This is a genomic window from Labrys monachus (assembly GCF_030814655.1).
Taxonomy (GTDB): domain Bacteria; phylum Pseudomonadota; class Alphaproteobacteria; order Rhizobiales; family Labraceae; genus Labrys; species Labrys monacha.
This window is the reverse complement of record NZ_JAUSVK010000001.1, coordinates 652,969-679,967: the sequence shown is the minus strand read 5'-3', so window position 1 is coordinate 679,967 and position 26,999 is coordinate 652,969. Positions and strand designations below refer to the sequence as shown.

26 protein-coding genes are annotated in these 26,999 nt (G+C 67.5%); 15 read left to right on the top strand and 11 right to left on the bottom strand.

The window, feature by feature from the left end; translation table 11 throughout:
* The 6 genes from J3R73_RS02960 to J3R73_RS02935 form a co-directional block, all read right to left on the bottom strand.
* A complete protein-coding gene (locus J3R73_RS02960) occupies positions 1-447 on the bottom strand; it encodes a response regulator (RefSeq protein ID WP_307422236.1) in 447 nt (148 codons plus the stop codon).
* Complete coding sequence (locus J3R73_RS02955) at positions 444-1,940, bottom strand: sensor histidine kinase (RefSeq protein ID WP_307422235.1); 1,497 nt, start codon at positions 1,938-1,940, stop codon at positions 444-446. The genes J3R73_RS02960 and J3R73_RS02955 overlap by 4 nt, the downstream gene beginning before the upstream one ends.
* Positions 1,941-2,103: 163 nt before the next feature.
* Positions 2,104-3,051, bottom strand: coding sequence for a threonine ammonia-lyase (locus J3R73_RS02950; protein ID WP_307422232.1), 948 nt, complete (start codon positions 3,049-3,051; stop codon positions 2,104-2,106).
* A gap of 44 nt (positions 3,052-3,095) precedes the next feature.
* Positions 3,096-4,082, bottom strand: coding sequence for an ornithine cyclodeaminase family protein (locus J3R73_RS02945; RefSeq protein ID WP_307422230.1), 987 nt, complete (start codon positions 4,080-4,082; stop codon positions 3,096-3,098).
* A gap of 155 nt (positions 4,083-4,237) precedes the next feature.
* A complete protein-coding gene (locus tag J3R73_RS02940; RefSeq protein WP_307422228.1) occupies positions 4,238-5,194 on the bottom strand; it encodes a Rossmann-fold NAD(P)-binding domain-containing protein in 957 nt (318 codons plus the stop codon).
* An 8-nt stretch (positions 5,195-5,202) separates the two neighbouring features.
* The gene (locus J3R73_RS02935; protein ID WP_307422226.1) at positions 5,203-6,153 is read right to left on the bottom strand and encodes a threonine/serine dehydratase; all 951 of its coding nucleotides are present in this window, start codon (positions 6,151-6,153) and stop codon (positions 5,203-5,205) included.
* Positions 6,154-6,635: 482 nt separating this feature from the next.
* On the opposite strand from J3R73_RS02935, the gene J3R73_RS02930 reads away from it, so the two are divergent.
* Positions 6,636-7,193 (top strand): FecR family protein, encoded by a 558-nt coding sequence (locus J3R73_RS02930; RefSeq protein WP_307422224.1) that lies wholly within the window; start codon positions 6,636-6,638, stop codon positions 7,191-7,193.
* Positions 7,194-7,210: 17 nt separating this feature from the next.
* Here J3R73_RS02930 and J3R73_RS02925 read toward each other — a convergent pair whose 3' ends face one another.
* On the bottom strand, positions 7,211-7,774 hold the full coding sequence (locus tag J3R73_RS02925; RefSeq protein ID WP_307422222.1) for a DNA-3-methyladenine glycosylase: 564 nt from the start codon (positions 7,772-7,774) through the stop codon (positions 7,211-7,213).
* 276 nt (positions 7,775-8,050) lie between these two features.
* Between J3R73_RS02925 and J3R73_RS02920 the strand changes: the two genes are divergently transcribed.
* The 8 genes from J3R73_RS02920 to J3R73_RS02885 all read left to right on the top strand — a co-directional run bounded on the left by J3R73_RS02920 (position 8,051) and on the right by J3R73_RS02885 (position 15,677).
* Complete coding sequence (locus J3R73_RS02920) at positions 8,051-9,643, top strand: OpgD/OpgG family glucan biosynthesis protein (RefSeq protein ID WP_307422219.1); 1,593 nt, start codon at positions 8,051-8,053, stop codon at positions 9,641-9,643.
* A 125-nt stretch (positions 9,644-9,768) separates the two neighbouring features.
* On the top strand, positions 9,769-10,293 hold the full coding sequence (gene purE / locus J3R73_RS02915; protein ID WP_307422217.1) for a 5-(carboxyamino)imidazole ribonucleotide mutase: 525 nt from the start codon (positions 9,769-9,771) through the stop codon (positions 10,291-10,293).
* Positions 10,290-11,387 carry a 5-(carboxyamino)imidazole ribonucleotide synthase gene (locus J3R73_RS02910; RefSeq protein ID WP_307422215.1) on the top strand — a complete coding sequence of 366 codons (1,098 nt, stop codon included), beginning with the start codon at positions 10,290-10,292 and terminating at the stop codon, positions 11,385-11,387. The genes purE and J3R73_RS02910 overlap by 4 nt, the downstream gene beginning before the upstream one ends.
* 156 nt (positions 11,388-11,543) lie before the next feature.
* Positions 11,544-11,777: a 30S ribosomal protein S21 gene (gene rpsU, locus J3R73_RS02905; protein ID WP_307422213.1), complete on the top strand. Its 234-nt coding sequence runs from the start codon at positions 11,544-11,546 to the stop codon at positions 11,775-11,777.
* A 258-nt stretch (positions 11,778-12,035) separates the two neighbouring features.
* On the top strand, positions 12,036-12,899 hold the full coding sequence (locus J3R73_RS02900) for a tetratricopeptide repeat protein (RefSeq protein ID WP_307422211.1): 864 nt from the start codon (positions 12,036-12,038) through the stop codon (positions 12,897-12,899).
* A 278-nt stretch (positions 12,900-13,177) separates the two neighbouring features.
* Positions 13,178-14,242 (top strand): CobW family GTP-binding protein, encoded by a 1,065-nt coding sequence (locus J3R73_RS02895; RefSeq protein ID WP_307422208.1) that lies wholly within the window; start codon positions 13,178-13,180, stop codon positions 14,240-14,242.
* A 150-nt stretch (positions 14,243-14,392) separates the two neighbouring features.
* Positions 14,393-15,403 carry a WD40 repeat domain-containing protein gene (locus tag J3R73_RS02890; RefSeq protein WP_307422205.1) on the top strand — a complete coding sequence of 337 codons (1,011 nt, stop codon included), beginning with the start codon at positions 14,393-14,395 and terminating at the stop codon, positions 15,401-15,403.
* A 4-nt stretch (positions 15,404-15,407) separates the two neighbouring features.
* Positions 15,408-15,677 (top strand): hypothetical protein, encoded by a 270-nt coding sequence (locus J3R73_RS02885; RefSeq protein ID WP_307422204.1) that lies wholly within the window; start codon positions 15,408-15,410, stop codon positions 15,675-15,677.
* Between the two features lie 53 nt (positions 15,678-15,730).
* On the opposite strand, the gene J3R73_RS02880 is transcribed toward J3R73_RS02885, so the two are convergent.
* A complete protein-coding gene (locus J3R73_RS02880; protein WP_307422201.1) occupies positions 15,731-16,312 on the bottom strand; it encodes a TetR/AcrR family transcriptional regulator in 582 nt (193 codons plus the stop codon).
* Positions 16,313-16,541: 229 nt separating this feature from the next.
* On the opposite strand from J3R73_RS02880, the gene J3R73_RS02875 reads away from it, so the two are divergent.
* The 6 genes from J3R73_RS02875 (at position 16,542) to J3R73_RS02850 (ending at position 23,473) form a co-directional block, all read left to right on the top strand.
* Positions 16,542-17,522 carry an efflux RND transporter periplasmic adaptor subunit gene (locus J3R73_RS02875; RefSeq protein WP_307437051.1) on the top strand — a complete coding sequence of 327 codons (981 nt, stop codon included), beginning with the start codon at positions 16,542-16,544 and terminating at the stop codon, positions 17,520-17,522.
* Between the two features lie 98 nt (positions 17,523-17,620).
* Positions 17,621-18,694, top strand: a complete 1,074-nt coding sequence (locus J3R73_RS02870) for an efflux RND transporter periplasmic adaptor subunit (RefSeq protein WP_307422199.1) — start codon at positions 17,621-17,623, stop codon at positions 18,692-18,694.
* Positions 18,691-21,738, top strand: coding sequence for an efflux RND transporter permease subunit (locus tag J3R73_RS02865; protein WP_307422196.1), 3,048 nt, complete (start codon positions 18,691-18,693; stop codon positions 21,736-21,738). Before J3R73_RS02870 ends, J3R73_RS02865 begins: the two co-directional genes overlap by 4 nt.
* 168 nt (positions 21,739-21,906) lie before the next feature.
* On the top strand, positions 21,907-22,209 hold the full coding sequence (locus J3R73_RS02860) for a cupin domain-containing protein (protein ID WP_307422194.1): 303 nt from the start codon (positions 21,907-21,909) through the stop codon (positions 22,207-22,209).
* A gap of 45 nt (positions 22,210-22,254) precedes the next feature.
* Entirely contained in the window at positions 22,255-22,836 is a 582-nt protein-coding gene (locus tag J3R73_RS02855; protein ID WP_307422191.1) for an NAD(P)H-dependent oxidoreductase, read from the top strand.
* A 142-nt stretch (positions 22,837-22,978) separates the two neighbouring features.
* Complete coding sequence (locus tag J3R73_RS02850; protein ID WP_307422190.1) at positions 22,979-23,473, top strand: MarR family winged helix-turn-helix transcriptional regulator; 495 nt, start codon at positions 22,979-22,981, stop codon at positions 23,471-23,473.
* Between the two features lie 105 nt (positions 23,474-23,578).
* Here J3R73_RS02850 and J3R73_RS02845 read toward each other — a convergent pair whose 3' ends face one another.
* The 3 genes from J3R73_RS02845 to J3R73_RS02835 all read right to left on the bottom strand — a co-directional run bounded on the left by J3R73_RS02845 (position 23,579) and on the right by J3R73_RS02835 (position 26,868).
* The gene (locus tag J3R73_RS02845; RefSeq protein ID WP_307422188.1) at positions 23,579-24,523 is read right to left on the bottom strand and encodes a 2-hydroxyacid dehydrogenase; all 945 of its coding nucleotides are present in this window, start codon (positions 24,521-24,523) and stop codon (positions 23,579-23,581) included.
* A gap of 116 nt (positions 24,524-24,639) precedes the next feature.
* Positions 24,640-25,644: a D-erythronate dehydrogenase gene (gene denD / locus J3R73_RS02840; RefSeq protein ID WP_307422185.1), complete on the bottom strand. Its 1,005-nt coding sequence runs from the start codon at positions 25,642-25,644 to the stop codon at positions 24,640-24,642.
* Positions 25,645-26,106: 462 nt separating this feature from the next.
* The gene (locus J3R73_RS02835; protein WP_307437049.1) at positions 26,107-26,868 is read right to left on the bottom strand and encodes a VOC family protein; all 762 of its coding nucleotides are present in this window, start codon (positions 26,866-26,868) and stop codon (positions 26,107-26,109) included.
* Between the last annotated feature and the right edge of the window lie 131 nt (positions 26,869-26,999).

Below are 26,999 nucleotides of genomic sequence, written 5' to 3'. Positions count from 1 at the left end.
TCAGTTGACCTCTGGAATCTTCATGACTGAAAAGAACAGGCCCAATTGGCGAATGGCATTGGCGAAACTCTCGTAATTCACAGGCTTGGTGATGTAGACATTGGTGCCCAGGTCATAGCAGCGCTGGATCTCGCGGCTGTCGTCGGTCGTCGTCAGCACGACCACGGGCGAGCGGCGCGTATGCGGGTTCGACTTGACCTTCTGCAGGATGTCGATGCCGGTCATGTCCGGGAGGTTGAGGTCGAGCAGGATCAGCAGCTGGCGCCCCGAGCTGATGCTGCCCGAGCCGTCCGGGCCGAACAGGAACGCCAGCGCGTCGGTGCCGTTGGAAAAGGGAACGATCTCGTTGTTGACGCCGGCGCGGCGGATGTTCTTCTCGATCAGGCGCGCATGGCCCTCGTCGTCCTCGATCATCACGATGCTGACGGGTCTGGCATCCTCGGTCATGTCGCATTTGCTCCGCTGACGTCCCGCAAATCCGGCGGGAGGCTTACTGTAAAGGTGGTGCCCTGTCCAAGCGAGGACTTGAGCGTGATCTCGCCGCCGAGATTGCGCACGATGACCCGGACATGGGCGAGGCCGATGCCTTCCCCGCGCTGGTCCTGGGCGCCGGACCGCCGGAAGAGGTCGAAGACGCGCTCGTGATCATGGCTGGCGATGCCCCTTCCATTGTCCTCGATGTCGATGACGATGCGCCGCCCGCGTATCTGCCTCGCTTTGACGCGAACCTTCAGGGGCCGGCCGGGCTGGCTATATTTGACGGCATTGTCGACGAGATTGCCGAAGACCTGTTCGAGGGCCAGGCGGTCGGAGACGATCGGCGGCACCTGCGCGTCGACCTGGACCTCCCCGCCGGCTTCGATCGCCTGGTGCTGCAAGCTCGAAGCGGTCGCCTGCAACAGGGCGCCGAGATCGATTTTCTCCGGCTTGAGCGTGCGGCGCCCCTCGCGCGAGAGCTTGAGGATGGCGTTGATCAGCCCGTCCATCTTGCCGGTGGAGGTGCGGATGAAGCCGATCGCCTCGGGCAGGTCCTCCTCGACGGCCAGCCGCGCCGCCCCGGCGACGGCGTCCTCGCCCGTCGGCGCGCTCTGCGCCATATAGGCCTTGATGGCCGTCAGGCTCGTCTCCAATTCGCTGGTGAAGCCCATGATGTTGACGAGCGGCGCCCTCAGATCATGCGTCACGATATAGGCGAAGCGCTGGATCTCCTCATTGGCCCGCTGGAAGTCGGCGGTGCGTTCGCGCACCCGTTCCTCGAGGCCGGCATTCAGCGCGCTCACCTCGCGTTCCGCGGCGACGAGCTGGTTCATGTAGCGCAGCACCGTCCACACCGATCCGCCGCCGAGCAGGAGGATCGCCAGCGCGCTCAGCAGCGTGACCCAGCGCAGATAGGAAATATTGTCCCGCTGCTGGTCGAGGCTTTGCCGGACGTTCGAATCGGTCGTCTCGATCAGGCGCTGGAAGAGGTCCTGCGCCGCGTCCATGAGGTTCTGCCCGACATCGGTCCGGACGATGGCGATCGCGTCCTCATGCCGCCCGGCCTTCTGCAGATCGATCGTGCGGCGCAACTCGTCCAGCTTCCTGGTCAGCACGTCGTTGAGGCGGTCGACGATGCCTTCGATGTCGGCCTCGCCGTTGAGATAGGAGCGGACACGGGCCAGCTGCGGCTCCAGGTCCCGCCGGGCGTTTTCATAGGGCTTGAGGTAGTTCTCGTCGCCCGTGAGCAGATATCCGCGCTGCCCCGTCTCCGCTTCCTGGACGAGGCGGACGAGGTCGACGACGGCGGCGCGCTCCCGCCGCGCATTCGTCACCTTGTCGGAATAGGCCTGGGTCTGGCCGACGAGCCAGAATGTCGCGGCGACGATGAGGACAAGAGCCGCCAGGCCCAGAAGAATGAGCAGCACGGTCGAGCGGACAAAGGTGACTTTCGAAATCGGCATGATGATCGGGAAAAAACCTACCAAGCCAATATAGCAGCGCCGGCAGATGTGCACGCGCTATTTGCCTCGTTTCGAGCCGAGCCGGGAAGTGCCGGAAGAGGAAGACAGATGTTCGTGAGTGCGACGAGCACGAACCCTGCGGAGGCGGACGCTGCGGAAGCGATCAGAGCCATTCCTTGAGGAGCTTGAGGTCGACATTGCCGCCGGAGACGATGCACACGATCGGGCCGTCGCCCTTCACCCGGCCGGCATGGGCCAGCAGCCCGGCGAGGGCGGCCGCACCCGCCGGCTCCGGCGTCAGCTTGCAGCGCTGCATCAGGAGCTTCATCGCCGCGAGGATGGCGTCGTCCTCGACCAGGACGACGTCGCTGAAGCGCTGCTTCACATAGTGGAAGCAGCGCTCGCCGGCGCTCGGCGCGGCAAGGCCGTCGGCGACGGTCTTCACCGCCTGGAGGCGGACGGCATGGCCGGCCTGGAGGCTGCGAACCATGGCGGGAGCGCCGGTCGGTTCGACGCCGAACAGCTCGGCCGGCCGGTCCAGCGCCATGGCGGCCTTGGCGAGGCCGCCGGCCATGCCGCCGCCGCCGATGCCGAGGAAGATCGCCGCGGCGTCGGGCAGCGCCTCGAAGATCTCGCAGCCGAGCGAGGCGTGCCCCGTCATCAGCGCCTCGTCGTCATAGGAGGAGACATAGGTGAGCCCGCGCGCCGCGGCGACGTCGAGGCAATGCTGCGCCGCCTCCTGCGGGGTGCCGTGCAGGATGACCTCCGCGCCATAGTCCTTCGTGGCCTGGACCTTGGTCGGGTTGGCGGTCGCCGCCATCACGACGACGGTCGTCACCCCGAGGACGGCGCCGGCATAGGCCAGGCCCTGCGCCGCGTTGCCGGCCGAAAAAGTGATGGCACCGGCTGCCCGCTGGGCGTCGGACAGCGACATCAGGGCCCAGATCATGCCGCGCGGCTTGTAGGAGCCGGTCTTCTGCAGCAGCTCCGCCTTGATGTGGACGTCACGCCCCAGCATCCGGGACAGGGTGCTCGAACGCCACAGCGGCGTGTGATGAATATGGGGGCCGATCGCCGCCCGGGCCGTCCGGATGTCTGCGAGCATGTCCATCGGGGCAAACCTTTCATGATGTCTCGGTGTGGAGGCCGGAACGGTCAGAACGACGCATCCGTTCCGAGGCCGCGCTGCTGCGCGGTGGTGAAGAGGTGGTGGGCGCAGACCAGGTCCTCGGCGGCGATGCCGAGCGACTTGTAGAGCGTGATGTCGGTCTCGGAGCGCCGGCCTTGCAGGAGCCCCAGCAGCACGGCGCCGATCTCGCCGAGGATGTGGTCGTCCGTGACGCGCCCCTCGCGCTTGGCTGCGAGGAACTCGCCGCCCTGCAGGAGCGTCGAGGGCTTGTAGTCGACGAAGAAGCGCGCCTGGACCACGGCATCGCTGTCGATCTCGCGGGCGGCGGCGACACTGGAGCCGACGACGTTGAGATGGGCGCCCTGCGCGACCCAGCGACCCGCGAGGATCGGTTCGGCGGCGGCGCTGACGGTGCAGATCAGGCTGGCATCCTTCACCGCCGCCTCGGCCGAGCGCATGACCTCGATCGGCACCCCGGCGAAGGCCTGGTTCTGCCTGGCGAACGCCTCGGCCCTCTCCGGCGAGCGCCCCCATACCCGCACGCGCTTCGGCGGCCTGACGATCGCCATCGCCCTCAGATGCTGCATCGCCTGCTCGCCATAGCCGAGGATGGCGAGGTCGTCGGCATCGGCGCGCGCCAGCAGGCGTGTGGCGAGGCCGCTCGCAGCGGCAGTCCGGATGGCGGTGACCTCGCCGCCATGCACGATCGCGACCGGCGCACCGTGCTCCGTATCGAAGAGCAGGATCAGGCCCTGATGGGATTGCAGGCCCCGGGCGTGATTCTCCGGATAGACCGCCGTGACCTTGGCGCCGAAGCAGTCGGGCTTCGCCATCACGCCGGGCATCATGCCGAAACCCCGGCCCTCGCCGCCGGGCAGGCCGAGGATCCAGCGCGGGGGCTGGATGGTCTCGCCGCGGGCCGTGGCCCGCATGGCATCCTCCATCAGGCGGATGCAGCCGTCCATCGGCAGCAATTCCCGGACGAGAGAGCGGTCGATGATGCGCAGCGCCATGGTCGCAACTCGCTTTCCGGACGTGGAGAGGGCCGCCCTCGCCCATGGCGACGACGGCGCCGATTGGGGTACCCCCGCTTGAAGCCGATGCGAACGCCGATGTCCAGATGCAGGGGCTTCCTCCCTCGCCACCTGCCGGCGCCGGCGGGAGGGTCTCAGCCGGGCCCGCCGGATGCCCGCGCCAGCACGGCCGAGGCGATCGCCACGTCCTGGACGGCGAGGCCGGTGAGGGCGGCGACGGTGATTTCGCTCTCATCGGTGCGGCCGGCGGCCCGTCCGTCGATGATCTCGCCGAGTTCCACCACGCGATCGAGCGTGATCGCACCGGCCGCGAGCGCGTGCCTGAGATCCCCACGCAGCGCACCCTGCGCCCGGCTGTCGACCGCGACGACGCGAGCCGCGCCGAACAATGCCGGATCGAGCTCCTGCTTGTCGGGCGTATCCGCCCCGATGGCGGTCACATGCGTACCCGGCCGCACCATGGCGCGCTCGAGCAGCACGGCGGCGCTCGGCGTCGCCGTGACGATCAGACGGCATCGCTCCGCCACCTCGGCCGGCGAGGCCGCGATCGTGACGGAGAAGCCTCGCTTTCCGAGCCGTTCGGCATAGTCCCGCGCCGCTTCCGGGCGGCGTCCCCACACGACCACATCCCGGCAGGGGCGCACGGACTGCAGCTGCAGGACCTGCATCTCCGCCTGCATGCCGGTGCCGATGATGCCGATGGCATCGATCTCGGCGGGGGCGAGGTGCCGGGCGGCGACGGCGCCGGCCGCCGCGGTGCGCAGGTCGGTGAGATAGCCGCGATCGTCGAGAATCGCCGCCGGCTCGCCGGTCCGCCGGCGGAAGGCGAGCACCAGGCCGTTGCCGCTCGGCAGGCCGTGGCGCGGATTGTCGTAGAAGCCGGAGGCGATCTTGACGACGTAGTAATCGCCGCCGGCGATGTGGCCATATTTGATGTGCACATCGCCGGGCGGGTCCTGGAACAGAAGCTCGCCCGGCGGCGGCACGACGGCCTCGCCGCGGGAGAAGGCCCGGAAGGCGGCTTCCATCGCCGGGACAGGATCGAAACCGTCCAGCGCCGCCCTGATGGCCTCGGGCGTGAGAAGACGCATCGGCGGGCTCACAGCACGCTCCTGAGCACCGGACGGCTGATATTGGCGCCGCAGATGACGGCCACCGAGCGTCCCTGCGTCCAGGCGGGCCCGGCCTTGCACAGGCCGGCGAGCGCCACCCCCGCCGCGCCTTCCAGCAGCATGTGGTGGCCGTCGATGAAGAGGCGCATCGCCTCGGCGATCTCCTCTTCATCGACATCGATCCAGTGATCGACGTGGTCCCGGCAGAGCGCGAAGGTGATGGTGCCCGGCTCGATGCCGCCCGCGGTGCCGTCCGACAGGGTGGCGCCGGACGGCAGGTCGAGCACCTCGCCGGCCTCGACCGAACGGGCCATGACGCAGGAGGCCGCCGGCGAACAGCCGATGATCCGGGTCCGCGGCGAGACCGCCTTCAGATAGGTGGCGATGCCGCCGATCAGGCCGCCGCCGCCGACGGAGACGAAGACGTTGTCGATCGGCCCGCCCTGGCGCAGCAGTTCGGCGGCGATGGTGCCCTGCCCGGCCACGACGTCCGGGTCGTTGTAGGGCGGGACATAGGGCCATCCCCTCTCCTCGGCATAGCGGCGGGCATGGGCCTCGGTGTCGGCGCTGTCCTCGCCGACGAACTCGACCTCGGCGCCGAGCCTGCGGATATTGGCGACCTTGGCCGGCGAGGCGCCGTTCGGCACGAAGATCAGCCCGCGGCCGCCGACGCCGCGCAGCGCATAAGCGACGGCCGCGCCGTGATTGCCGGACGAGGCCGTCACCACCTTGGTATCCGGCGCCGGCGTCCCCAGGCTCAGGATCTTGTTGGCGGCGCCGCGCAGCTTGAAGGAGCCGGTATGCTGGAGATTCTCCAGCTTCAGCAGCACCTCCTGCCCCGTGCGTTCCGAAAAGGGCGGCGAGGCTTCCAGCCCGGTCTCGCGGACGACCGGCCGGATGCGCCGGTCCGCGGCATGGATGGCGTCGAGGAATGTCATGCGGGTCTCCACTCCCTCTGCGGCGGGTTCGACCGCCGCCGGACGGCGGGCCGCCGATCCCTTATGCGCCGGAGCGAAAGGAGAGCTATTCAACGGATCGGAGAATTTTTCAAACAGGAGGATCGGCCAGGCGCCGATGACGATCGAGGCGTGTCGATGCCTTGCCCTCACGACCGGCGCCGGAGTTCGCAGGGCCTTTCGTCATCCGGCGCTGTATCTTGCGCAGCCTTATTGTGACAGTTTTCTCCGAAGTCAGGCGGCGGCGTTTTTTCGGCACAGCAAGTCAAATGGACTTCCCATTCACCTTCCTTCTGTCTAGAGTAAAAACCCGCCCGTCCCATCCGCAAAATCCCACTTCCTGGTTCGATACTGTCATGATCTTACGTTTCCTGCGCCTGATATCCGCAGCGCTTGTTTTATGCGCCCTATGTTCCGTTAGGACAGCATCGGCAGATCCCGCCGCCGCGCAGCCAGGTCCGGCGGTGATCGGGAGCGTCGTCGGCCTGACGCCGGCAGTCCATGGCAGCCTATCCGGGCTGCTCTCCATCGGCTCGCCCGTGCATCTGGGCGAAACCATCCGGACCGGGCCAAGCGGCGTGGTCGAAGTACAGTTCCTCGACAACACCCATCTGATGCTCGGCTCGAAATCGTCGGTGACGCTCGACAGCTTCGTCTATGAGGGCAATGGCAAGGCCAAGTCCGTGGTCCTGCAATTCGCGAAGGGGGCCTTCCGTTTCGCCACCGGCGATTCGGCCAAGCGGGCCTACCGGATCCATGCGCCCCAGGCCTCGATCGGCGTCCGCGGCACCAAGTTCCAAGTCGATTCGCGCACGGAGACCAGCAGCGTGACGCTCTATGAGGGCAAGACCTATATCTGCCCGCCGCATCGGCCGCAGCGCTACTGCAAGCTCGTCACGCCCGGCCAGACGGCCCTGATCGGTCCCGACCGCATCATCCGCATCGTGCCGGCCTCGGATACGCCGACCGAACATTGCACCGGCTCGCCGAATTCCAAGATCTGCGACATCTTCGGCAAATAGAGAACGCCGCGGCCTCGTCAGGGAAATTTCCTGCTAAGGAATTTCGAACCGGCCCAGCCGAAGCGCCAGGGCTGCTCGACCGCCTTGGTGATGCCGATGCGCGGCCCGACCGCGATCGGCGGCTTGTCCTCGCCGGCGAGGACCTCGAAGGGCGGCGCATCGACGCGCAGGCCGTTCTGGGCCTGCGTCAGCCCCAGCGCCCGGCATAGCCGCCCGGGGCCGGCACAGAGCAGGGATCGCGCGACCTGGCCGCGCCGCTCTTCCATGCGCTCGATCCCGGCGAGCGGCATCAGCGCCCGCAGCAGCACCGCGCTCGCCTGCCCCTCTTCGCCGCAGACGATGTTGGCGCACCAATGCATGCCGTAGGAAAGATAGATGTACATGCGGCCGGGCGGCCCGAACATCACCGCATTGCGCTGCGTGCGGCCGCGGAAGCCGTGCGAGGCGGGATCCTCCTTTTCATAGGCCTCGGTCTCGACGATCACGCCGCCGACGCCGTCGACCAGCAGGATCGCGCCGATGAGGTCGCGGGCGACGGCGAGCACGGGCCGGGTATAGAAGGCGGGAGGAAGGGCGGGCATGGCGGTCCGGCGTGAAGGGTTTGGCCGCCCATCCTGCCCCATCGCCGCCTCGCCCGACAATGACCGCCTTCCCGGCGCCGGCGGGGTGCGATCATCGTCGCACCCGGCGCGCACCCGGTGCGGGCGCGCCCGGCGAGCGCGGCACGCTCCCTTCCGCCGAAGCCTGCCCTCCCGTTAAGCTATTGATCAGAAAATGCCGGCGGTTGTGCCGGCGCGGCATTGACACGCCATATTCGCCGGCTAGCTTGCCGCCAACTCGCGCTTGGGATTTTCTCGATGAATGACGCTTTCGATCGGCGGCTCTTTCTCCAGGGTGCCGTAAGCCTGTCGACCCTGATGGCTCTCGGCCTGCCCGCGTCGGCGGCCGCCGACGAAGGCGCCCTGTCCTTCGGGCACGTCAAGCCGTTCTCTTTCGGCGTCCTCGTGGATCGTGCCCGCAAATCGGCTTCCGAGGCCTATGTGCCCCCGGAGAAGCCGGCGCCCGGGATCACTTCCAAACTCACCTATGAGGAGCTCGGCAAGATCAAGTTCAAGACCGAGGATGCGCTGTGGGCCGACGGTCCCGCCCCCTTTCCGGTGACGTTCTTCCACCTCGGCACCTTCTTCCAGAAGCGCGTCACCATCAATGTCGTCGACGGACCGAACGCGCGCGAGATCATCTATCGCAAGAAATCCTTCGACATGCCCGCCGACAGCCCGGCGCAGGCCATGCCGGACGGCGTCGGCTTTGCCGGCTTCCGCTTCCAGGAGCCCCGCGCCGGCCAGGTCGACTGGAAGAAGAACGACTGGGTGGCGTTTCTCGGCGCCTCCTATTTCCGTTCGATCGGGGAACTCTTCCAATACGGCCTCTCGGCCCGCGGCATCGCCGTCAACGCCGCCGATCCCAATCCGCCGCATCAGGAGGAATTCCCCGACTTCAAGGAATTCTGGCTGGAGCCGGTGCCCAATTCCACCAACCAGATCCGCGTCTACGCGCTGCTCGACGGCCCATCCGTCACCGGCGCCTTCAGCTTTCTGATGACGCGCGAGAAGGCGGTGCTGATGGACATCGACGCGCACATCTTCACGCGCAACGACATCAACCGCTTCGGCCTGACGCCGCTCACCTCGATGTACTGGTTCTCCGAACAGGCCAAGCCCACGGCGATCGACTGGCGCCCCGAAGTGCATGATTCCGACGGCCTCGCGCTGTGGACCGGCGCGGGCGAGCATATCTGGCGCCCCCTCAACGACGTGCCGTCGACCACCACCTCCTCCTTCTCCGATTCCAATCCCCGCGGTTTCGGCCTGCTGCAGCGCGACCGCAATTTCGACCATTACCTCGACGGCGTGCGCTACGAGCTGCGGCCCTCGCTCTGGGTCGAGCCGCTCGCTCCCTTCGGGGAGGGCTCGGTGCAGCTGATCGAAATCCCGACCAATGACGAGATCCACGACAATATCGTGGCGATGTGGGTCCCGAAGGATCCGGTGAAGGGCGGCCAGTCGTTCAACCTCAAATACCGCCTGCACTGGGCGGCGGACGAGCCTTTCCCGTCGAACCTGGCCCGCTGCGTGGCGACCCGCCTCGGCAATGGCGGCCATCCCGGTACGGCCCGTCCGGCGGGGCTGCGCAAATTCGTCATCGAGTTCCTCGGCGATGCGCTCAAGAGCCTGCCCTATGGCGTGAAGCCGGAAGCGGTGGTCACCACGGGACGGGGCGAGCTTTCCTACATCTTCACCGAAGCCGTCCCGGACGGCGTGGCGGGGCATTGGCGCGCTCAGTTCGACCTCCTGGTCGACGGTCCCGAGCCGGCGGAGCTGCGCTGCTACCTCAGGAACGGCGAAGAGGTGCTGAGCGAGACCTGGCTCTACCAGTATCATCCGTTCTGACGGCGACGGGGCGCAGGCCGGCGGCCGCAGCGCCCCCGCATCGAAGCTGCACGTCGCCGATGTCGTCCCTTCTTCCAAAATCGGCGATCTTGCTCTAGAGACGCCTTTTGCCGAAGGAAGTCTCGATGCCGCACAATGTCGTGACGGGGCAGGACAGGCCCGTCGCCATCATCATGGGAAGCCAGTCCGACTGGACCACCATGCGCCACGCCGCCAAGATCCTCGACACGCTCGGCGTCGGCTACGAGGCCCGCATCATTTCGGCGCACCGCACGCCGGAGCGCCTCTACGACTTCGCCCGCACGGCGAAGGCCCGGGGCTTCCGGGTGGTGATCGCCGGCGCGGGCGGCGCGGCCCATCTGCCCGGCATGACCGCGGCGCTGACCGCCCTGCCCGTCCTCGGCGTTCCCGTCGAATCGAAGGCGCTTTCGGGCGCCGACAGCCTTCATTCCATCGTGCAGATGCCCGCCGGCATCCCGGTCGGCACGCTCGCCATCGGCAAGGCGGGCGCCACCAATGCCGGGCTGCTGGCTGCGGCGGTCCTCGCCCTCGGCGACGAGGCCCTCGCGGAACGGCTCGAGCGCTGGCGCGCGGCGCAGACCTCGGCGGTGGCCGAGCACCCGCTCGACGAAGAGGCACCCACGGCATGAGCGGCGCGGGCAAGACAGGCGTCCGCGTCGCGCCCGGCGGCGTGCTCGGCATTCTCGGCGGCGGCCAGCTCGGCCGGATGCTCGCGCTGGCGGCGGCCGAACTCGGCATCGAGAGCCACGTCTATTGTCCGGATCCGGCGAGTCCGGCCTTCGGCATCGCCGCCCGCCACACCTGCGCACCCTATGAGGACGAAGCCCGGCTCGCCGCCTTCGCGGCGGACGTCGACGCGGTCACCTATGAATTCGAGAACATACCGGCGAGGACGGCCGCCATCCTCTCGGCCGCCCGTCCCGTCCTGCCGGCCGTCGGCGCGCTCGAGACCACGGCCGACCGCTTGACGGAGAAGACCTTCATCCGCTCGCTCGGCATCGGCACGGCCGAGTTCCGGGCCGTCGACAGCCATGCCGACCTCGCCTCCGCCGTCGGCGCGCTGGGGCGGCCCGCCGTCCTCAAGACGCGCCGATTCGGCTATGACGGCAAGGGACAGACGCTGATCCGCCCCGGCCACGACCTCTCCGAGGCGCTGGCGCGCATGGGCGGGCAGCCCGCCATCCTCGAAGCCTTCGTGCCTTTCGCGGCCGAGGTCTCCGTCATCGCCGTGCGCAGCGACAACGGCTCGGTCAGGACCTACGATCTCGTCGAGAACGAGCATCACGAGCACATCCTCGACCGTTCGGTGGTGCCCTCGCGCTTCGCCGCCCTCGTCGAGGAACGCGCCCGCTCGATCGCCGCGGCCATCATCGCCGCGCTCGACTATGTCGGCGTCCTTGCGGTGGAGATGTTCGTGACCGAAAGCCATGACGTGCTGGTCAACGAGATCGCCCCGCGCGTCCACAATTCCGGTCACTGGACCCAGGATGCCTGCGTGGTCAGCCAGTTCGAGAATCACGTGCGCGCCGTCTGCGGCTGGCCCCTGGGCTCGACCGAGCGGCACAGCGATGCCGTGATGACCAATTTGATCGGCGACGACGTCAATGCCTGGCTCGCTTTGGCCTCCGAACCTCGGGCCGCCCTGCACCTCTATGGCAAGAACGAAGCCCGCGCCGGCCGGAAAATGGGCCACGTGACCCGGCTTTCCCCCCGCAGCCGCTGACATCGGCCGTTCCCGCCCGAACCGTCGCGAAGGCTGTGGACACAAGACCTGCGATCTGATATGACGCCGCTTCCGAATTCGGCGGCGCTCCGATATCGAGGTTTCCTTGCGTCTGGCCGCCGCAGCGTTTCACATCAGGAAAATAGGACGGCCCGCGTGCAGGTTCTCGTTCGCGACAACAATGTTGACCAGGCTCTGAAGGCTCTCAAGAAGAAGATGCAGCGTGAGGGCATTTTCCGTGAGATGAAGCTGCGCGGCCATTATGAGAAGCCCTCCGAGAAGCGGGCCCGCGAGGCGGCGGAAGCGGTCCGCCGCGCACGCAAGCTCGCCCGCAAGAAGCTGCAGCGCGAGGGCCTGCTCCCGGCCACGCCGCGCGTCGTCAAGAAATAAGCCGTTTCGGCGGAGCAGGTGGATGATGCTGACGCCCGGGCATTTTGGCCGGGCGTTTGTATTTTCGCGGGTCCGGATGAGGCGGCGGATCGCCGTGCGCGGGTGACCCCGTGACGATATGCGGGTTCAATTGCCCGGGCGATTGGAATAGGCTTCCGCGCTGTCCCCGGAAGGCTTTACCTTCCAGCAAGGTTAATGCAGCAAATTGCCTCGTCGAGGGCCCGAAGGCCTGAAGCGAGTCGTCTCGAAACTGTTCGGATGAACATGATGGCAAACCCGGCACGTCCAGTCGCATCGCTCTCCGCCAGGCCCCTCCGGGCGATGGTCGCGGCGGTCCTGCTGGTGGGGTTGATGGGCTGCGAGACCGTCGGCAAGGTCGGCGGCGGCGACGACAGCGGTGAGAGTTCCCAGGTCGCCTCCACCGACATCTCGTCGCTATCGGGTGTCATCGAAAAGAATCCGAGCGATCCCGAGGCCTGGAACATGCGCGGTTCCGCCTATGCGCGCTCCGGCCAGTTCGGCCCGGCGATCTCCGATTTCAATCACGCGCTGCAGCTCGATCCCGACTTCGCGCAGGCCCTCGCCAACCGCGCCCTCGTCTTCCGCAAGACGAACCAGACCGCGCAGGCCCTGGCCGACTACAACCACGTCATTGCGGTCGATCCGAATTATGCGCCCGCCTATGTCGGCCGCGGCAACATCTATCGCCTTCAGGGCCAGACGCAGCAGGCGATGGCCGATTACGACAAGGCGATCCAGATCAAGCCGGAGACGGCCGAAGCCTATTACAATCGCGGCCTGATCCGCCAGGCGGCCGCCAACCATGAAGTCGCCATCGACGATTTCACCTCGGCGATCTCGAACGATCCCCTCGCCGAAGCGCCCTATTATTCGCGCGGCACCTCCTATCTCGTCCTGCACAAATACAAGGAAGCCCTGGCCGACTTCAACCAGGCGCTGGAAATCAACAACCGCAATCCCGCTTCCTGGGCGGGGCGCGGCCTGGCGCAGGCCGGCGCCGGCGACACGCAGAAGGCTCGCGAGAGCTTCCAGCGCGCCCTCACGCTCGATTCTTCCAATGTGGCGGCCAAGAACGGCATGGCGCAGCTCGGCAGCACCTGAGGCGCGGCGATGCGCCGGCTTGGCCGGAAAATCGGCCCGGGGCCTTCCATCCCGACCCGCCGACCCAATATAACGCTGGAGCGGGGGCGGCCGGATGATTCCGGCCGCCGTCGTTCCGCTTGAATTCATGACACGCACTGCTTTTCAAACCTCGGCATGGTCCCGGCGGCCGGTGGGCTTCCGGACAGGATCATGCGCTGAAACAAAGGGTTAGAACGTGATCGCCCGCTCGGGGCGGATCGCGCTCTAGGGCGCTTCCCGGCGCTTCGGAGATTGCCATGGCCGATACAGTTGCTTCCGACACGAATGCCTCCGCCAAAATTCCGGTGACCGTGCTCACCGGCTATCTCGGGGCCGGCAAGACCACGCTTCTCAACCGCATCCTCACGGAGCCGCACGGCCAGCGCTTCGCCGTCATCGTCAACGAGTTCGGCGAGATCGGCATCGACAACGACCTCATCGTCGACGCCGACGAGGAAGTGTTCGAGATGAACAATGGCTGCGTGTGCTGCACCGTACGCGGCGACCTGATCCGCATCATCGACGGCCTCCTGAAGCGCAAGGGCAAGTTCGACGCCATCCTCGTCGAAACCACCGGGCTCGCCGATCCCGCCCCGGTGGCGCAGACCTTCTTCGTCGACCAGGACGTCGCCGAGAAGACCCGCCTCGACGCCGTCGTCACGGTGGCGGACGCCAAATGGCTCAAGGATCGCCTCAAGGATGCGCCGGAAGCCAAGAACCAGATCGCTTTCGCCGACGTCATCGTGCTCAACAAGACCGATCTCGTCAGCCCGGCCGAGCTGCGGGAAGTCGAGATGCGCATCCGCGCGATCAACCCCTATGCCAAGCTGCACAAGACGACCCGCTCCAATGTCGCGATATCAGACGTGCTCGGCCGCAACGCCTTCGACCTCGACCGCATCCTCGATCTGGAGCCGGCCTTCCTCGAAGCCGACGACCATGACCACGATCATGACCACGGCCACGACCATGGCCACGACCACCATCATCACGATCACGGCCACGGGCTGAAGCACTACCATGACGAGACCATGCAGTCGGTTTCGTTCACCATCGACGGCGACGTCGTTCCGGAAAAATTCATGCCGTGGATCAACCAGATCGCGCAGAGCGAGGGACCGAATCTCCTGCGCTGGAAAGGCATCCTGGCCTTCAAGGACGAGCCGAAGCGCTTCGTGCTGCAAGGCGTCCACATGATCGTCGACGGCGATCTCCAGCGTGACTGGAAGCCCGGCGAGAAGCGCCAATCCCGCCTGGTGTTCATCGGCCACGACCTCAAGACCGCCGAGCTCGAACAGGGTTTCCGCGCCTGCGCGGCGTGAGCCGGCATACGCCCCGACAGCGGCGGGCGGGGTGACCGTCCGCCCCTCGATCGGAGACCCTACGCCCGGCGCCCGACGCCTTCCCGGAGCGCGGGTCTCCGGCCCCGTTGTCGATCGCGGATCGGCACTCCATTTCGAGAGACCCTCCTAGTGAGCACCACGAGCTTCCCATCCCTCTCCGAACAGGTCACGCCCGTCGCAGCCGGCAGCCATGTCGTCGCCTGCAGCTGGCTCGGCCGCACGCCGGTCTTCGCTTCCTCGGACGGGACGGCCGTCCTTGCCGGCATCGGCGAGGAGAAGCGCGGCACCCTGTTCGAGGATGCCGGCCTGCTCACGGCGGCGTCCAGCCGCACCATGCTCGTGGCCGGCAGCGATGATGGCCGGATCGCCGCCATCGGCGCCGACGGCGGCATCGCCGCGCTCGGCGAGATCAGGGGCAAATGGATCGATGCGGTGGCGGTGGCGCCGACCGGCGGGGCGGTCGCCTGGTCGGCGGGCAAATCGGTCCATGCACGCGACGACAAGGGCGTCGTGCGCAGCTGGACGGCCCCCTCCAGCGTGCGCGGCCTCGCCTTCTTCCCCAAGGGCTATCGCCTGGCGATCAGCCACTATAACGGCGTCTCGCTGTGGTTCCCCAATGCGAGCGCGGCGCCCGAATTCTACGAATGGAAGGGCAGCCATATCGACGTCACGGTTTCGCCGGATGCGCGCTTCATCGTGACCTCGATGCAGGAGAACACCCTGCATGGCTGGACGGTGGCCGACAAGAAGCACATGCGCATGTCCGGCTATCCCTCCAAGACGCGCTCCTTCTCCTGGTCGCATGACGGCAACTGGCTGGCGACCTCGGGGGCGGACGCCGCCATCATCTGGCCCTTCCAGGCCAAGGACGGCCCGATGGGCAAGGCGCCGCGCGAATGCGGCATACGCCATGCCAAGGTCTCCCGCGTCGCCTTCCATCCCAAGGCGCTCGTGCTCGCCATCGGCTATGAGGATGGCTGCATCCTGCTCTGCCGCCTCACCGACGCCTCCGAGATCCTGGTCCGCCGTTCGGTCGAAGGCTCGGGCATCACCGCCATCGCCTGGGACGCGACCGGCGCGCAGCTCGCCTTCGGCGCCGAGGACGGCGCGGCCGGCATCCTCACTCTGCCGGCGGCCTGACGCGATGTTCGGCCTGTTCCGCAAGCCCAGCGCCCCCGAACGCGAGAAGGCGGCCGCCATCAAGGCGATCGTCCGCGAGATCCAGGGGCTCAGCGACGACGCCACCCTGTCGGTGAGCGAGATCCAATGCGGCGACGCGAGCTGTCCTGGCACGGAAACCGTGATTCTCGTCATGCGCCCTGGCCTGAAGACGCAGGCCTTCAAGGTGCTGGCCCCCCTCCTCGAGGTCGACCGCGCCGCAGTGGAAGAGGCCTTGGCCACGCCGCAGGCCTAGAGATCCGGGGTCATCCTGCGATGCGCGAGGCTTCCGCTCGCAGGCGGTGGCGGCTATCGGCGATCTGTCGCCGCGAACCCGTCCAGCTTCTGGAACAGGCCTTCCAGCTCTTCTTCGCTGGGGCTGAAGAAATTCATGCCACGGCCCACCAGGATACCGAAGGCGGCGAACAGGAAGAGGTTCCGCTCGGCGCTGCCGGCTTCGCCATCGGCGGCCACAAGGCGCTGCAGGGTGCCGAACATGCCGTGGACGGCCTCGGCCGCCTCCGGGAACTCGGCCATGGCCACGAACAGGGCCGGTGAGACACCGCCTTTTTCGCGGGCGATCCGGCGGACATGAAGGGCGAGCGCTTCGGTGAAGGTGCGGGTGGAGCGCGCGGTGTCCTCGATGTCGGCGATCAGCTTCTCCATGTTCCGCCGGACTGCCGCCACAACCACCGCGCTCTTGGCCGGAAAATGGTGCAGGATGCCCCCCTTGCTGATGCCGGCCTGCGTGGCGACCATGTCGATGGTCAGCTTGTGGACGCCGACCGCCTCGATCACCGCGACCGTCGCCGCCAGAATCTGGTCTACGGTCTCGACGCTGCGTTGCTGCGGCTTGCGTGCGGTCTTGGGGGGAGAGACGGATTTCGGCATAATCGTGGAACGATCCTTCCCTTTTAACAAAACCGTCTGGACGGTTTTATTTTAAGCTGTTAAGCGAGCGCTACGCAACCCTTACCGTTCAGACGTCTGGCATACAGCGAGGACAGCGATGATTTCCAGAGCGGCATGGCCAGGCAGGAGTTGGCGCCTTGCAATCGGAATGGCCCTCGCGGGAAGCGCATTGACACCCGCCTCGGCCGGAGGAGTGCCTACGCGGGTGATGGTGGTCACCGCGCATGTCGGTGATTTCAGCCCCGATATCAGCCTCACCGGCGATATCGAAGCGCAGGTGCAGAGCGATATCTCCTTCCGCGTCGGCGGACGCATCGTCGAAAGGCTGGTGGAGGTGGGCGACCACGTCACGCCCGACCAGGTGCTGGCCCGGGTGGACGGCAAGGAGCAGCGCATCGACCTCGACACCGCCAATGCCACCCTCGCCTCCGCCCAGGCCCAGCTGCAGCAGAACGAGGCGGCCTACCGGCGCCAGAAGACCCTGATCGCCACCAACGCGACCGCCCAGAGCTCGCTCGACACAGCCCAGGAAAACCTCAGCATATCCCAGGCGACGGTGGCTGCGGCGACCGCGCAGGTCTCGCAGGCCCGGGAGCAGCTCGGCTATGCCGACCTGCGGGCCGGCGTGGCGGGAACCGTGACCTCCCGGAGCGTGGAGGCCGGCCAGGTGGTGCAGGCGGGGCAGACCGTCGTCAGCATCGCCCAGGACGGCCCGCGCGATGCGGTGTTCGACGTCTACCAGGCCGTGATCAACAAGCCGCCCGGCTCGCCCGTGATCGACATCGCACTGGTCGCCGATCCCAAGGTGACGACCACGGGCACGGTGCGCGAGGTTTCTCCCATCGTCGATGCGAGCAAGGGCACGATCCGCGTCAAGATCGGCTTGAAGGACACGCCGCCCGCCATGTCGCTCGGTACGGCCGTCCGCGGCCGGGCGAGCCTTGCCCCCAAGAGGCGCGTGGTCCTGCCCGCGTCGGCCCTGTTCATCTGGCACAGCAAGCCGGCGGTGTGGACCGTGGCCGCGGACACCCGGAAAGCCTCGCCGCACGAGGTCACGCTCGATCGCTACACCACCCGGTCCATCGTGCTGTCGGCGGGCGTCGAGGATGGCGACATCGTGGTGACCAAGGGCGGCCAACTCCTCCGCCCTGGGCAGACGGTCGAAACCGTCGAGGAGCAGCATCAATGAGAGCGACCCTGATCCGGATTGCTACGGCCGTCGGCGGCAAGGCCGGTGACGTGCCGCGCGCCCTTGTCCTCCCTTTCCGAGGGCGGGCGAAAGGGCGCATGGCACTGGCCACGGCCCTCCTCCTCGCAGCCGTGCCCGCCCTCGCCCAGGAGCCGGTCCGGCCCGTCCTCACCGTCACCGCCCACGCCCGCAGCATCGCGACGTTCGGCCCGTTCATCGGCAGCGTCGAGGCGCGCTACCAGACCAATCTCGGCTTCCAGGTCGGCGGACGCATCATTGCGCGCGAGGTCAATGTCGGAGATCAGGTCAAGCAGGGCCAGAGGCTCTCGGCCGTGGACGCCACGCTGCTGCGGCTCGCCGTGCAGTCGGCGCAGGCCGACCTCGCCAACGCCAAGGCCCAGCTTGCCAATGCCGTGCTGACCGAGAACCGCAGCAAGACCCTCGCCGTCACCGAAACGGCCTCGAAGGCCCAGGTCGATACGGCCACGGCTGCCCGCGAGACGGCACAGGCAAAGGTCGCCCAGTCCGAGGCCTCGCTGCGCCAGGCCCAGAACGTGCTGAGCTATGCCGAGCTGATCGCTCCCTATGACGGTGTGATCACCGCGGTGAATTCGGATGTCGGCAAGGTCGTTTCGGCCGGCGATGTCATCGTCACCCTGGCGCGGCCGGATGTGCGGGAAGCCGTGGTGGACGTGCCCGACTATCTGGCGCCGGAACTCCAGGCCTATCCCCGCTTCGACGTCACGCTCGCCGGCGAGGCGAGCATCAAGGCGGGCGCCACGCTGCGCCAGCTCGCGCCGGCCTCGGATGCGGTGACGCGCACCAGGCGAGCCCGGCTGCCGCTGGACAATCCTCCCCAGGGCTTCCGGCTCGGCTCGACGATTGCGGTTTCGGCGGTACGCACCGTCGCCCCCTTCATCGAAGTGCCCAGATCCGCGCTCGTCGGGACGGGAGACAAGCTCTCGGTGTGGATCGTCGATCCCGGCAAATCGGCGGTCACGACGCGTCCGGTGACGCTGGTCACCAGCAGGGACGGCTACGCCGTCGTCGACGGCCTCCATGAGGGCGACGTCGTGGTGACGGCCGGCGTCGATTCTCTCCAGGCCGGGCAGGCCGTGAAACTTCCTGCCGCGGCAATTTCCGGCGACAAGATCCCAGAGGGGCAGCAATGAACGGTCTCAATCTGTCGGACTGGGCGCTGCGCCACCGTTCCTTCATCTGGTATCTGATGATCGCGGCCGTGATCGCGGGCGCCCTGTCCTATACCAGGCTCGGCCGCGAGGAGGATCCGTCCTTCGACATCAAGACCATGGTCGTGCAGGTGCAGTGGCCGGGCGCGACGCTGGACGAGACGATCAACCAGGTCACCGACCGGGTGGAGAAGGAACTCCAGCAGATCGCCACGCTCGACTACACCCGCAGCTACACCAAGCCCGGCAGCGCGACCATCATGGTCAACCTGAAGGACACCACCAACGGGCGGGCGCTGTCGGATGCCTTCTACCAGATCCGCAAGCATGTGAACGACATCTGGTACACGCTGCCGAGCGGCGTGCAGGGCCCCTATTTCAACGACGAGTTCGGCGACGTCTACGGCAATGTCTACGCCTTCACGGCCGACGGCATCAGCTTCCGCCAGTTGCGCGACTATGTCGAAGTGGTGCGCAACCGCGTGCTCTCGGTGCCGGGCGCCGGCAAGACCCAGATCCTGGGCGCCCTCGACGAGGTGATCTATCTCGACTTCGACACCGGGCGGCTGTCGAGCCTGGGCGTCGATCGCCAATCCGTCATTGCCTCGCTCCAGGCGCAGAACGCCGTGTCGGCCTCGGGCGTGGTACAGGCCGGAGAAGATCGCGTCAGCGTCCGCGTCGGCGGCGGCTTCAAGTCGGAGGACGATCTGCGCGCCATCAATCTGCGGGTGAACGACCGCTTCTTCCGCCTCAGCGATGTCGCCACCATCACGCGGGGCTACGAAGACCCCCCATCGTCCCTGTTTCGCTATGACGGGCAGCCCGCCATCGGCCTTGCCGTCGCCATGGCGCCGAACGGCAATCTGCTGCAGTTCGGCGAGGACTTGAAGGCGGCGATGAAGGACGTCACCGCCACGCTGCCGATCGGCGTCGGCGTCCATCTCGTCTCCGACCAGCCGGCGGTCGTGGAGGAGGCGATTTCCGGCTTCACGCGTGCGCTGATGGAAGCGGTGATCATCGTGATGGCGGTCAGTTTCGTCAGCCTCGGCCTGCGGGCCGGGCTGGTGGTGGCGATCTCGATTCCGCTGGTGCTCGCCATCGTCTTCATCGTGATGGAATATAGCGGCATCTCGCTGCAGCGTATTTCGCTCGGCGCCCTGATCATCGCGCTCGGCCTGCTCGTCGATGACGCCATGATCACCGTGGAGATGATGATCAGCCGGCTCGAGGCGGGCGATACGCTCCGCAAAGCCGCGACCTATGCCTTCACCTCCACCGCCATGCCGATGCTCACCGGCACGCTCGTCACGGTCGCCGGCTTCATTCCCATCGGCCTCAACGACAGTTCGGCCGGCCAGTACACCTTCACCCTTTTCGTGGTGATCGCCGTCGCCCTGCTGGTCTCCTGGATCGTCGCGGTGGTCTTCGCGCCGCTGCTCGGCGTGACCATCCTGCCGAGGAGCATGAAGAGGCATGACGAAAAGCCGAGCCGCTTCACCGCAGCCTTCAAGGCGCTGCTGCTCGGCGCGATGCGCTGGCGCTGGTTGACCATCGCCGTCTGCCTCGGCCTGCTCGCGGCGTCGGTGGTGGGCATGGGCCATGTGCAGCAGCAGTTCTTCCCCTCGTCCGACCGGCCGGAACTGCTGGTCGACATGACCTTGCCGCAGAACAGCACGATCGCCGAGACCAAGGCGCGGATGGACGATTTCGAGAAGGCCTTCGTCGGCGACGACGATGTCGAGCGCTGGAGTTCCTATGTCGGACAGGGGGCCGTGCGCTTCTATCTGCCGCTCGACCAGCAGCTTTCCAATCCCTTCTTCGGCCAGATCGTGGTGGTGACCAAGGGGCTCGAAGCCCGCGAACGCGTACGGGCCAGGCTCGATACGCTGGCACGCGACAAGTTCGTCGGCATCGACGTGCTGGTGCATCCCCTCGAACTCGGCCCGCCGGTCGGCCGGCCGGTGCAGTATCGCGTCAGCGGCCCCGACATCCAGGGCGTGCGCGAGCAGGCGATCAAGCTGGCCGGCGTCATCGCCGACGATCCCAGCCTGGGTACGATCACCTATGACTGGAACGAGCCGGGCCGGGTGCTGCGCGTCGAAGTCGACCAGAACAAGGCCCGCCTGCTCGGCGTGACCTCGCAGGACATCGCCTCGATCCTCAACGGGACACTGGCGGGATCGGCCTTCACGCAGGTCCGTGACGACATCTACCTCGTCAACGTGGTCGGGCGCGCCCAGGCGGACCAGCGCGATTCGCTGGAAACGCTGGAGAACCTGCAGATCTCCCTGACGGGCGGCACGGTGGTGCCGCTGCGCGCGGTGGCGACTATCGGCTACGCCATGGAACAGCCGATCGTCTGGCGCCGCTCGCGCCTGCCGACCGTCACCGTCAGCGCCGCCGTCGTCGGCGACATCCAGCCGGCCACGGTGGTGCAGCACCTGCAGGCGAAGATCGCGGCCTTCTCGGCCCAGTTGCCGCCCTATTTCAAGCTGGAGGTCGGCGGTGCGGTGGAGGCGGCCGGCAAGGGCCAGTCGCCGATCGTGGCGATCGTGCCGATCATGCTGCTGACGATGCTCACGGTGCTGATGATCCAGTTGCAGAGCTTCCAGAAGCTGTTCCTGGTCGTCAGCGTGGCGCCCCTCGGCCTGATCGGCGTGGTGCTCGGGCTGCTCCCCTTCGGCCAGCCCCTCGGCTTCGTGGCGATCCTCGGCGTGCTCGCGCTGATCGGCATCATCATCCGCAACTCGGTGATCCTGGTGAAGCAGATCGAGGATCACGAGCGGGAAGGCATGGAGCGCTGGGCTGCCGTGGTCAACGCCACCGTCCACCGCATGCGCCCGATCCTGCTGACGGCCGCCGCGGCGAGCCTCGGCATGATCCCGATCGCGCGCGAGGTGTTCTGGGGCCCGATGGCCTACGCCATGATCGGCGGCATCCTGGTGGCGACGCTGCTGACATTGCTCTTCCTGCCGGCGCTGTATGTGACGTGGTACCGGGTCAAGGAGCCGAAGGCGGCCGGCTGAACCGCAACCGCCTTCCCGACCGGCGGCAGGAGGCGGCGGGCCGGACGCCTGTCCGTCCTGTCTCTTTCCGCCGCCTTAACCTTCGACAAAGCCCGCGTTCCGTTTCACACTCCGTCCGCGCACGGCCGCCGGCCGATGCGTTGCGGTATCGGATCGGGAGGATGACCCATGTGCGGCAGTCAGAGCGGCGACAATCTCGCCATCGCCACGCGCCAGATCGACGACGAGCGTGTGCGGATCACGCGGTATGATTTCTCGCCGGGCACCGAAACCGGCTGGCATCGCCACGAGTTCCCCTATGCGGTGGTGCCGCTGATGGACGGCGTCCTGCGCATGGTCGACGCGCAGGGCGAAAAGCTCGTCCCGCTCACGGCAGGTGTCAGCTATTCGAGGCCGGCGGGCGTCGAGCACAACGTCATCAATGCCGGAACCGGTGCGATGGCGTTCGTGGAAGTCGAGATGAAGGCCTGACGGGCACGGCGCCGGCCTCGCCGTGGCCCGCAGGTGGGAGGCCCGATGCGCGTCCTCGTGCTCTATGCCCATCCCTGCGGGGAATCCTTCGCGGCGGCGCTGCATACGAGGGCGGTGGCGGTCCTGCGCTCGGCGGGCCATGAGGTCGACGATTGCGATCTCTATGCCGAGAATTTCCAGCCGGTGCTGACGGCCGAAGAACGGCGCGCCTACGACGATCCGGCCCGCAATACCGGGCCGGTGGCCGGCTATGTCGAGCGGCTGCGCAAGGCGGAGGCGCTGGTGATCATGTGTCCGGTCTGGAACTACGGCTTCCCGGCCATCCTGAAAGGATATTTCGACAGGGTGTTCCTGCCCGGCGTGTCCTTCCACATCGTCGACGGCAGGACGAAGGGATGCCTGCACAATATCCGCAAGGTCGTCGCGGTGACGAGCTATGGCGGCTCGCGCTGGGCCGCCTTCCTTCTCGGCGATCCGCCGCGGCGCCTGGTCATGCGCATGCTGCGCGGGGCGGTGAAGCCGTTCGCCCCGTTCCGCTATCTCGCCCACTATTCGATGAACGAATCAACCGAGCGCACCCGCGCGGCGTTCCTGCGCCGCGTGGAGGCGGCATTCGCCCGATTCTGAGGCCGCCGCGGCGCGGGAAAGCGCCCTCCGGCCGGCAAAGCCGGCGCCGGCGGCATGCAGAGGCATGGCAAGCTCGACATTTTCCGCCAGAAAGTGCATGTTCAGCCGGCTACCTCATTTTCTCAGCCGGCGGACCATTGCCATGCGACACCCGGCCTCGAAGACGATCGGCTACCAGTTGATCCATGTCGCCCGCCTGCACCGGGCCCGCACGGCCAAGCTGCTGGAGAGCCTCGGCCTGTTTCCCGGCCAGGAACAGGTGCTGGAAGCGCTGTCCGGGCGGGAGGCGATCTCGATGAGCGAGCTTGCCGAAATGCTGCGGGTGCGCCCGCCCACCGCCTCCAAGACCATTGCCCGGCTCTCCGCCGCCGGGCTGATCGAGCGCAAGCTGTCCGATGGCGACGGACGGGTCGTGCGCGTCGCCCTCACGGCCGCCGGCCGCGACAAGGCGACGGCGATCGCCGCCCTCGCCATCGACATCGAGGCCGAGGCGACCAGCCATCTCGACGGCAAGGAGCGCAAGCGCCTGCGCAAGCTGCTCCGCCGCGTCGAGAAGGGCTTCCGCCATGCCCAGGGCAGCGAGATGGAAGCCGACGAGGACGAGGCCGCCGACGAAGGCGATGCCGACGAGGCGTGATCGTCCGATCGCCGGTGCGCCCCTGCGTCACGCCTGCCGGCGGGCATGAAGCTTGAAACGCCCCGCTCATCGCTGCGAGGCGAGGCCCCTTCTCCGGAAAATGCTCTACGCGCGCGGCCAGGGCGTTTCGGGAACCGGCGTCAGCGGCCCCTTGCCGTCGCGCCACGAAACGAGATTGTCGATCAGCAATTGCCCCATCGCCTCGCGCGTATGCACCGATGCGGAGCCGATATGCGGCAGCAGCACGGTATTGGCGAGGCCGATCAGGCTGGCCGGCACATTCGGCTCGTCGGCGAAGACGTCGAGGCCCGCCGCCAGGATCTGTCCGGAGGCCAGCGCCTCGGCCAGCGCCGCCTCGTCGACCACGGTGCCCCGCGCCATGTTGATCAGGATGCCGTTCGGGCCGAGCGCCTTCAGCACCTCGGCATTGACCATGTTGCGGGTTTCCGCGCCGCCCGGCACGATCAGCATCAGCGTGTCGACCGCTTCGGCGAGTTCCAGCAGCGTCGGATAATAGGCATAGGGCGAATCCGCCTGCCTGCGGCGGCTGTGATAGGCGATCTTCAGGCCGAAGGCCTCGGCGCGCTTGGCGATCGCCTTGCCGATGCGGCCGAGGCCGACGATGCCGAGCGTACGGCCGCGCAGCGTGCCGCGGGTCAGCGGATAGGCGCTCTTGAGCCATTTGCCCTCGCGCAGATAGCGGTCGGCCTGCGGGAATTCCCGCGCCGTGGCGATGAGCAGGCCGAGGGCGACGTCGGCGACTTCCTCGTTGAGGACGTCCGGCGTGTTGGTGACGACCACGCCATGGCGGGCGGCGGCAGCGGCATCGACCGAATCATAGCCGACGCCGAAATTCGCCACCAGCTCGAGCTTGGGCAGCGCCTTGATCAGGGCTTCGTCGACCGGGGCGTGCGCGCCGGCGGCGATGAAACGCACGAGGCCGGCGATCTGCGCCATCGCCGCATCCGGGTCTTTCGCCTCCCAGAGCTTGTGCACGGTGAATTCCCGCTCCAGGGCGGCGATGGTCTGCGGCAGGAGCGGACGGGGCATGAGAAGATCGGGAGCGGGCATGGCGGGCGGCATTCCGGTATGAGGCGTCGGGGCAGCGAGCATAGGGGGCGGGAGCGCGGCTGTCCGGCGGACATCTCGCCGCGCTCGCCGGGACTTCAGAATTGGGGACGCTTGCCGCCCAGTTCCTCGTCGATATAGGCCTCGACGATCGCATCCATGTCGCGGTCGGCGGTGAAGCCGAGCGAAAGGGCGCGGGTGGTGTCGAAGTCGCGCGCCCAGCCCGCGACGATCTTCTCGATCACCGGATCGGATTCGCGCCGGATCAGCGCCACCGCCTTGTCGCCGGCGGCCCGCCGCAGCGCCTCGATCTCCTCGGCGACCGTCGCGGAGAGGCCGGGCATGTTGAGGTTGCGCCGCGCCCCGAGGCGGGACGTGTCGATCGCGGCGGCATGGTGCAGGAAGCCGACGGCCGAGCGCGGGCTCGCGAACCAGTGCCTGACCTGGTCGGAAACCGGAAGGACCGCCTCCTGGCCGTTCAGCGGCTCGCGCAGGATGCCGGAGAAGAAGCCGGACGCCGCCTTGTTGGGCTTGCCCGGGCGGATCGCGATGGTCGGCAGGCGGATGCCGATGCCGTCGAAGAAGCCGCGCCGGCTGTAATCGGCGAGGAGGAGTTCGCCGATCGCCTTCTGCGTGCCGTAGGAGGTGAGCGGCGTGGTGAAGAACTCGTCGCCGATGCGGTCGGGGAACGGCGCGCCGAACACCGCGATGGAGGAGGAGAAGATCACGCGCGGGAAATAGCCCTCGCCGGGCCGGCTCGCGCCATGCGCCAGGCGGATGGCATCGAACAGGCGCTGCGTGCCTTCGAGATTGATGCGGTAGCCCTTGTCGAAATCGGCCTCCGCCTCGCCGGAGACGATGGCGGCGAGATGGATGATCACGTCGGGCCGCCCGCCGATCAGGCGCTCCACCACGCCCGGGGCCGGCAGATCGTCCTGCGAGGCGCTGCAGGCGAACGGCAGGCCGGCCGGGACAGCCGGCAACACGACATCGCTGAGCACGGCTTCGTCGACGCGCTTGCCGCCGAGCGTGCCGTCCCGGGCGATGCTCTCCAACAGCTTGCGGCCGATCATGCCAGCCGCGCCCAAAATCAAGACCTTCATTGCCACGCCTCTTCATTTCCTCCGGCGCGCGCCCCGCCGCACCGGAAACAGTTCCATCCCAAAATTTTCTTCTAGCGCATAATCCGGTTCAGGAAACCCGTCGGCCCGAATTAATGCCCAGGGATAGGATCTTTGGGAAGGGGAGGCAAGCCGGGCCCGGCAGCGCCAGGGCTCCGAATGCAGGTTGACAAAGGCCTGACGAGACGGGGTGGGAGGGCGGCTCGATAACGCTCCGTCATTCTCGGCGAGCCGCGCAGCGGCGAGGGAAGAGAAACCATGGGCCAGAACGCCGCCCCTGCGTCATGGATCCCCTTTCCTCGCTGCGCTCGCCGGGGATGACGGACACGACGCCTGTTGGAAATGAACCTGAATTCGCAACCCTGGGCGGCGCCTCGTGCCGGCCGGAACGACGATGCCCGGCGCAGGGCCGGGCATCGAAGAATCATCGGGGAATGCGACGCGTCAGCCGCGGGCGCCCACCAGGGCGAACATCTCTCCCTGCGGATCGCGGCATTGCAGGATCCACAGGCCTCCGGGTACTTCCTGCGGGCCGAACACCACTTGCCCGCCCTTCGCCGCCACCCGCGCGCCGGCGGCGTCGATATCCGCGACATGGACGTAATAGAGCCAGAACGGCATCGGGATATGGGGGGCCTTGGTCATGATGCCGCCGAGGTCGACGCCGTTCCTGCCGAAGATCTGGTAGACGCCCATCGGGCCCATATCCATGGCCGCGCCCTTGGTCCAGCCGAAGAGCTCCGCATAGAAATCGAAGGCGGCCGGGCCGTCGCCCGCGTGGAGCTCGCGCCAGCCGAAATGGCCGGGCGTGCCCATGGCCGGCATCGCCGGCCCCTCGCCCTGGCCCTTGAACAGGCAGAAAACCGCGCCGTGCGGGTCGGCGGCGACGGCGAAGCGCCCGATGCCGGGGATGTCGTCGGGCGCGCGCAGGACCTTGCCGCCGAGTTCCTCGATGCGCGCGGCGGTCGCATCGACGTCGTCGGCGCCGACATAGCCGATCCAGCCCGGCCTGGCGCCCATTGCAGCCGCGTCCGCCTGAACCGTCGTCAGCCCGCAGACGGGAGTGCCGTTGGCCGAGAACAGGGTGTAGGACATGCCGGGCAGCCCCGAATCGGCCGCATCCCAGCCGATGACGTCCCGATAGAAGGCCTCGGCCGCCTTCATGTCGCTCGTCATCAATTCGTACCAGACGAAAGTCCCGGCAATCTCCGACATGTCGTTTCTCCCTTTCCATTGATGGTTTCTACGGCGAGAAGATAGCGCGCGAACGTGACGGAGATCGGACCGCCGCGTCGTCTGCGGTCCGGGTGTGCCCCGCCCGCCGCCCGCCTGTTTCG